This window comes from Streptomyces sp. ID05-39B, assembly GCF_033794725.1.
Lineage (GTDB): Bacteria > Actinomycetota > Actinomycetes > Streptomycetales > Streptomycetaceae > Streptomyces > Streptomyces bobili.
Window position 1 is genome coordinate 1 of the sequence record NZ_JARGEF010000348.1, and the last position, 6,469, is coordinate 6,469.

Below are 6,469 nucleotides of genomic sequence, written 5' to 3' on the forward strand. Positions count from 1 at the left end.
CCCCACAGCACCCCCGTCCCCCTTTGCGCCCAGCACACCACCCGGGCGATACGCGAGCGAAGGAGCCCGCGATGAGCGAGATGATCACCGCGGAACTGGTCGACCTCGACCTGTCCGCCAGCACCAAGGAAGCAGCGGCGCGATCCCTCGCCGAGCGCATGGTGGCCCTGGGCCGGGTGACCGACCTGGAGGGCTTCCTCGCCGATGTGGCCGCCCGTGAGGCCCAGATGCCCACCGGCCTCGACGGCGGCATCGGCATCCCGCACTGCCGCAGCACCCATGTCACCGAGCCGACGCTCGCCTTCGGGCGCAGCGCCGCCGGCATCGACTTCGGCGCGCCGGACGGCCCGGCCGACCTGATCTTCCTGATCGCCGCCCCGGCCGGAGCGGACGACGCCCACCTGACGATCCTGTCCTCCCTCGCCCGGCAGCTGATGAACGCCGAGTTCACCGACGCGCTGCGGTCGGCGGGGGACGCGGCGGCCGCGGCGTCGCTGATCCGCGGTGAGGAGCCGGCCGAGGCACCCGCCGAGGGCGCGAGCGCCCCCGAGAACCCCGTTGTGGCGTCGGCGGCGGCCTCCGCCGACGCCACAACGGCCGGCCCCACCCCACCTGACGCCCCCGACGCGCCCCCGTTCCGTATCGTCGCGGTCACCTCCTGCCCCACCGGCATCGCCCACACCTACATGGCGGCCGAGTCGCTGGAGAACGCGGGCCGTGCGGCGGGCGTCGAACTGGTCGTCGAGACACAGGGTTCGGCCGGTTTCACCCGGCTCGACCCGGCGGTGATCGCGGCGGCGGACGGCGTGATCTTCGCCCACGACGTGCCCGTGCGCGACAAGGACCGCTTCGCCGGGAAGCCGACGGTCGACGTCGGTGTCAAGGCCGGCATCAACAAGCCCGCCGAACTCATCGCCGACGTGCGCGGCAGGGCCGAGCGCGGCGAGGTCACCGCCGGAGCCAAGGGCGGTACGCCCGTCGAGCGGGCCGGCGAGTCCGGCGACGGCTACGGCACCAAGCTCCGCAAGTGGCTGATGACCGGCGTCAGTTACATGGTCCCCTTCGTCGCCGCGGGCGGCCTGCTGATCGCCCTCGGGTTCGCGATCGGCGGCTGGGAGATCAACAAGGCGCCCTCGGTCATGGAGCACTTCTCCTGGACCCAGGTCGACAGCTGGGGCGCCCTGTTGTTCCAGATCGGCGGGGTCGCCTTCGGCTTCCTCATCCCGGTCCTCGCCGGATACATCGCCTACGGCATGGCGGACCGTCCAGGTCTGGTCCCCGGCTTCGTCGGCGGCATGATCGCCTCCAACATCGCCGCGGGCTTCCTCGGCGGTCTGGTCGCCGGCCTCCTGGCGGGCGCGGTCGTCCTCGCGATCCAGCGGATCAGGATCCCGACGGCGCTGCGCGGCATCATGCCGGTGGTGGTGATCCCGCTGATCTCCTCGATCGTCGTCGGCTTCCTGATGTTCGTCGTGGTCGGCAAGCCCATCGCCGAGGCCCAGAAGGGCATGACGGACTGGCTGGCCGGCCTGTCCGGCACCAACGCGATCCTGCTCGGTGTCCTCCTCGGCCTGATGATGTGCTTCGACCTCGGCGGCCCGGTCAACAAGGTCGCGTACGCCTTCGCCACGGCCGGTATCGCCGTCGCGGACCCCAGTGACTCCGCGATGGAGATCATGGCCGCCGTGATGGCCGCGGGCATGGTCCCGCCGCTGGGCATGGCACTGGCGACCACCCTCCGCAAGAAGCTCTTCACCCCGACCGAGCGTGAGAACGGCAAGGCCGCCTGGGTCCTGGGCGCCTCCTTCATCTCGGAGGGCGCGATCCCGTTCGCGGCGGCGGACCCGCTGCGGGTCATCCCGGCCTCGATGGCGGGCGGCGCGGTCACCGGAGCCCTGTCGATGGCCTTCGGCGCCACGCTGCGCGCCCCGCACGGCGGCATTTTCGTGGTCCCGCTGATCGGCAACCCGTTCCTCTACCTGATCGCCATCGCGGCCGGTGTGTGCGTCACGACCGCCCTGGTCATCGTCCTCAAGGGCCTGCGCAAGCCGGTCACCGGTGCCGCGGCACCCGGTGCGGCGAACGGCACGGCCGCCGCGGCGGAGCGGAAGCAGCCGGTCGCGGCGTAACCGGCCACCTCGGGGGCGCCCTTCGGGAGACGCGCACCCCTGCGAGATACGTCACGGTCCGGGACGAAAGTCCCGGACTGTGACGTCTTCGGTGTCTACTGTTCGACATGCCTGAGCACCTCTCGATCCCCCATCCGCCGGGCACGGCGGCCGTCGTCCTCGCCCTGGCGGGAGCCGCCTGGCTGATCGCGGTGACCGCCCTGCTGCGCCGCGCCCGCCCCGGCGCCGGCGCGTGGGGCGCCTGGACCGGCGCTCGGCGTACCCGGCGCACCGCCCTGGGGGCGATGCGCCCGGGTCACGACGCGATACCCCCGGGACCGCGTGGACGACGCCGGACCACGGACCCCCGCCGCCGGGACGCACACACGCAGCGCCCGGAAGCGGACGTACGCCGTCCGGGCCAGGCCCGTCCCCCGCGTCTGCCCGCCCTCCCGCCGCAGTCGAACACCGGCCCGCACCCGGAGACCGTCGAACTCACCCCGGCCGAGCAGGCAGCCTTCGCGGGGCTCGTACGCCGGCTCAGCGGCGACCGCTGAATCCGCGCGGGACGCCCCCGCCGGGGCGCCGTAGGTGAGTCCGGCTCAGGAGACCTGTGCCGCGCGCCGCTCCATCGCCTCGCGGGCCGCGTCCTCGGTGAGGTACACCTCGCACATGTGCCGCCTGTCCGGGGTGGCCGTGTGCTCGACCTCCCACAGGGAGACCTCCCGGCCGTCACGGAGCAGGAACGCGTGCTCGTACAGCGCGAATCCCAGGCCGATGCGCCCCGCACGGCAGGGCCGGCCGAACGCCTGGGTGATCTGGTGCGCGAAGGCCGAGCTCAGCAGCGCGGCCGTGTCCGCGTCCGGCCGGTCCGCGTTCTCCGCCCGGCGCAGCAGCCGGCGCGCGTGATCCGCCGAGTCGTCGGCCACATACACGTGTCGAGGCGCGGGGATCGGCGCCAACTGGACCAGCACCGGCAGTTCGAAGTCCGGCGCGTCCGTCGGGAGGGGCAGCCGGGCCGTGGCGGCCCGCAGCTCCTCCTCGTCCACATACACCTCGTGCTGCGGCTCACTGCCCGGGGTGGGGTTGTGGACCAGCTCCCACAGGGTGACCGCGGAGCCGTCCGACAGCAGCCAGGTGTGCCGGTACGTCTCCCGGTGCAGACCCGCGCTGTGGTGCGCGGAGTGCAGCGAGCTGTCGTGCGCCAGCGCGCAGTCGAGCCGTCTCACGCATTCGTCGGGCAACTCGAAGGAGTTCAGAGCGCGACCGAGAAGCCGCGCGAGGTGCTCCTCCGGAGTCTCGGGCGACTCGGCTGCTTCGTGCGCTGCCGTCTCGTACGGAACGCTCAAGGTTTCTCCCGGCGTCGCTGCATGTCACCTTGTGGGTGCATACCGTAGCCCCTCGGTCGGACATCATGTCCGGGAACCGAGAAAACGTACGCCGGGAGAACGCGGAAGCCGCGCGAGAAGTTCCCGCGCGGCCCGATGATCTGCCAGAAACCGCCGGTCAGAAGCGTCTCCCGCCGGAACGGGGGGCGCTCGGACCGATCAGATCGCGCTCCCCGAAATCCATTCGCTCCACCCCAGGTTCCACCCGTTGAGGCCGTTGTCCGGGGCGACCGTCTTGTCCGGGGAGTTCTTGACGACCACCACGTCACCGACCAGCGAGTTGTCGTAGAACCACTTGGCGGGGGTGTCGCCCTGGGCGCCCCGCGCGTCCGCGAGTCCGACGCAGCCGTGACTGGTGCCCTCCCGGCCGAAGGGCGGATTGCCCTTCTTGTACCAGTAGTTACCGTGGATGAAGGTCCCGGACTGCGTCAGCCGCATCGCGTGCGGCACGTCCGGGATGTCGTACTCGCCGCCCAGACCGACCGTCCGGCTGTTCATCCGCGTCTGCGTGAACTTCTCCGTGATCACCATCTGGCCGTTGTACGTCGTGTGCTGGGCGCTGCCCGAGGAGATCGGGACCGACTTCAGCGGCGCCCCGTCCCGCACCACCGACATGGTCTGGGTGCCGACGTCGACCGTGGAGACCTGCGAGCGCCCGATGGTGAAGGTGACCGTCTTCTTCTGCACGCCATGGGCGCCGTTGGCACCCTTCACGCCGTCCAGGTCGATCTTCATCGTGACCTTGGAGCCGGCCTTCCAGTACTCCTCCGGCCGGAAGTCGAGCCGCTGCGACCCGAACCAGTGCCCGACCACCTTCTGCCCGCTGCTGGACGAGACCGTGATGTGGGACTGGACGGCCTTCCTGTCCTCGATGGCCTTGTCGAAGGTGAACGACACCGGCATCCCGACACCGACCGTCGTGCCGTTGTCCGGCGTGTACGTCCCGATGAAACTGTTCGCCGAGGACACCGTCGTGAAGACCGAGCCGGCCGCCACGGTCCGGCCGTTCCCGTCCTGCGCGGTCGCCGATATCTCGTACTTCGTGCCGCGCTCCAGCTGCTCCTTCGGCTTCCAGCTGCTGCCGTCCGCCGCCAGCGAGCCCGCCACGACCTGCTCGGTCCCGGCCACCGTCATCTTCACGGTGGTCAGCCGGCCGTCACTCACCTTCACACCCGTGGTGTTGATCGACGCGCCCGTCGATCCGTCCTGGGCCGAGATGACGATCTTCGCGGTCTTCGTCTTGGCGGATCCCCCACCGCCCTTGCCGTTCTTGTCCTCGGCGTTGGCGCTGCCGCCGCAGGCGGTCAGGGTGAGGGCGCCGACCACCAGGGCGGCACAGGCCCCCAGTGTGCGCCGCGCTGTTTTGTTCGGCGTTGTCACGGGCTGCTCCAGCTTCGTGTGTAGTGCGTGATCCGTTCCCGTACGGGGGAGAAGAGGACCACCACGACCGCCGGGGTTCCCGCCGTCCGCCGCTGAACCCATCGCGTGACAGAACCAGGACAATGACCCGCCTCTTGGGGCGACTTGGCTACCGGATCCCGTACAACTCCTCGTACGACGGCCACGTCCCGCCGGCCTCTGTCACCGACTCCGCGGCCCGCACCGCCCGCACGATCGCCCGCGTCACCATGTCCGCGCCCGCCGCGAGGACGTCGTTCAGGGCGAGCGGATGCGCGGCGCCGACAGGACCGGTGCCGAGCGGACGCGCACCCGTCGCCAGCGCGAACACCGTGTCCCCGTCATGCAGCAGATGCACCGGCCGTACGGCGCGGGCGATGCCGTCGTGCGCGGTGCCCGCCAGCTTCTGCGCCTGCGCCTTCGTGAGGTCGGCGTCGGTCGCGACCACCGCGAGGGTCGTGTTCAGCGGCGGGGGCGCGCTCGCCGCGGCGCTCTCCGCCAGGCGCCGGCGGGCGGCCTCGTGCACCCCCTCCGCCGGATACTCCACCCGCCCCTGGAACAACTCCCCATACAACACGCCCGTTTGCGGGTCCATGACCGAGCCCGCCGCGTTGGCCACCACCAGCGCGGCCACCGTGATGCCCGAGTCGAGCACGATCGCGGCCGTACCGACCCCGCCCTTCATCGCCCCGACCACGGCACCCGTCCCGGCGCCCACACCCCCCTCCGGCACCCGGGCACCGGGTGTGCTCGCCGCGGCGGCCTCCACCGCGGCCCGGCCGAACGAGGCGTCCGGGCGAGCCCGGAAGTCGCCGCCCCGGCCGAGGTCGAAGACGCAGGCGGCGGGCACCACCGGCACGACGTGCGCCGGGTCGACACCGACCGGCACCCCACGCCCGCGCTCCTCCAGCCAGGCCATCACCCCGGAGGCCGCGTCGAGTCCGTAGGCGCTGCCACCGGTCAGCACGACCGCGTCCACACGCTGCACCACATTGCGGGGGTCGAGGGCGTCGGTCTCCTTGGTGCCGGGGCCACCGCCGCGCACGTCCACGGCGGCCACGGCCCCGCCCTCCGGGGCGAGGACGACCGTGGTGCCGGTCAGCCACCCGTCACCGCTGCGAGAGGCATGGCCCACCCGCATCCCCGCGACATCCGTCAGAGCACCGACTGTCAGAGCGTCAACTGTCATGGACCCCAGTCTGGCCCGCCCCGTCCGGCGGCACGGCTGTCACACCCTGCCTCACACCGTCTTCCGCACACCGAGCCCGTCATACGGGCCGCCCTCGTACGCCGCCCTCACACCGTCCGCGTCGCACCGCGCGCCTCCTGCTCCCGCGCGGTCATCCGTGCCGTCAGGGTCGTACCGGTGGCCACCGCCAGCGCCGACACCAGGCTCGCGGCGAGGACCGCCCAGTCACCGAGGAAGGTGCAGCAGATCACCAGCAGGGCGGTGACCGGCAGGACCGACTGCTGGGCGAGGCCACCTTGAAGTGGCGGGAGTGCAACGCCCAGACGGTCAGCAGATACAGCGCGCAGGGGCCTGGCGTGGGCGGCGTACCGGAGGAGGGGGTGGGG

General features: G+C 72.0%; 5 protein-coding genes and 1 pseudogene. 2 read left to right on the forward strand and 4 right to left on the reverse strand.

The features are described 5' to 3' along the window. The first annotated feature begins 71 nt into the window (after window positions 1-71). Both P1P75_RS38540 and P1P75_RS38545 read left to right on the forward strand, forming a co-directional pair. The gene (locus P1P75_RS38540) at window positions 72-2,129 is read left to right on the forward strand and encodes a fructose-specific PTS transporter subunit EIIC (RefSeq protein WP_319264171.1); all 2,058 of its coding nucleotides are present in this window, start codon (window positions 72-74) and stop codon (window positions 2,127-2,129) included. A 107-nt stretch (window positions 2,130-2,236) separates the two neighbouring features. Continuing rightward, window positions 2,237-2,665: a hypothetical protein gene (locus tag P1P75_RS38545; RefSeq protein WP_319264177.1), complete on the forward strand. Its 429-nt coding sequence runs from the start codon at window positions 2,237-2,239 to the stop codon at window positions 2,663-2,665. 45 nt (window positions 2,666-2,710) lie between these two features. On the opposite strand, the gene P1P75_RS38550 is transcribed toward P1P75_RS38545, so the two are convergent. The 4 genes and pseudogenes from P1P75_RS38550 to P1P75_RS38565 all read right to left on the reverse strand — a co-directional run. Continuing rightward, the gene (locus P1P75_RS38550) at window positions 2,711-3,457 is read right to left on the reverse strand and encodes a DUF6227 family protein (protein WP_319264172.1); all 747 of its coding nucleotides are present in this window, start codon (window positions 3,455-3,457) and stop codon (window positions 2,711-2,713) included. Window positions 3,458-3,655: 198 nt separating this feature from the next. Further along, complete coding sequence (locus P1P75_RS38555; protein WP_319264173.1) at window positions 3,656-4,876, reverse strand: Ig-like domain-containing protein; 1,221 nt, start codon at window positions 4,874-4,876, stop codon at window positions 3,656-3,658. A 148-nt stretch (window positions 4,877-5,024) separates the two neighbouring features. Next, the gene (locus P1P75_RS38560) at window positions 5,025-6,083 is read right to left on the reverse strand and encodes a P1 family peptidase (protein ID WP_319264175.1); all 1,059 of its coding nucleotides are present in this window, start codon (window positions 6,081-6,083) and stop codon (window positions 5,025-5,027) included. Between the two features lie 107 nt (window positions 6,084-6,190). Then, window positions 6,191-6,469, reverse strand: a pseudogene (locus P1P75_RS38565) (hypothetical protein); the annotation flags it as partial.

Bases quoted from the DNA above. Each gene is read 5' to 3' on its own strand.
- P1P75_RS38540 (WP_319264171.1), top strand. From the start codon at position 72: ATGAGCGAGATGATCACCGCGGAACTGGTCGACCTCGACCTGTCCGCC.
- P1P75_RS38560 (WP_319264175.1), bottom strand. From the start codon at position 6,083: ATGACAGTTGACGCTCTGACAGTCGGTGCTCTGACGGATGTCGCGGGG.
- P1P75_RS38545 (WP_319264177.1), top strand. From the start codon at position 2,237: ATGCCTGAGCACCTCTCGATCCCCCATCCGCCGGGCACGGCGGCCGTC.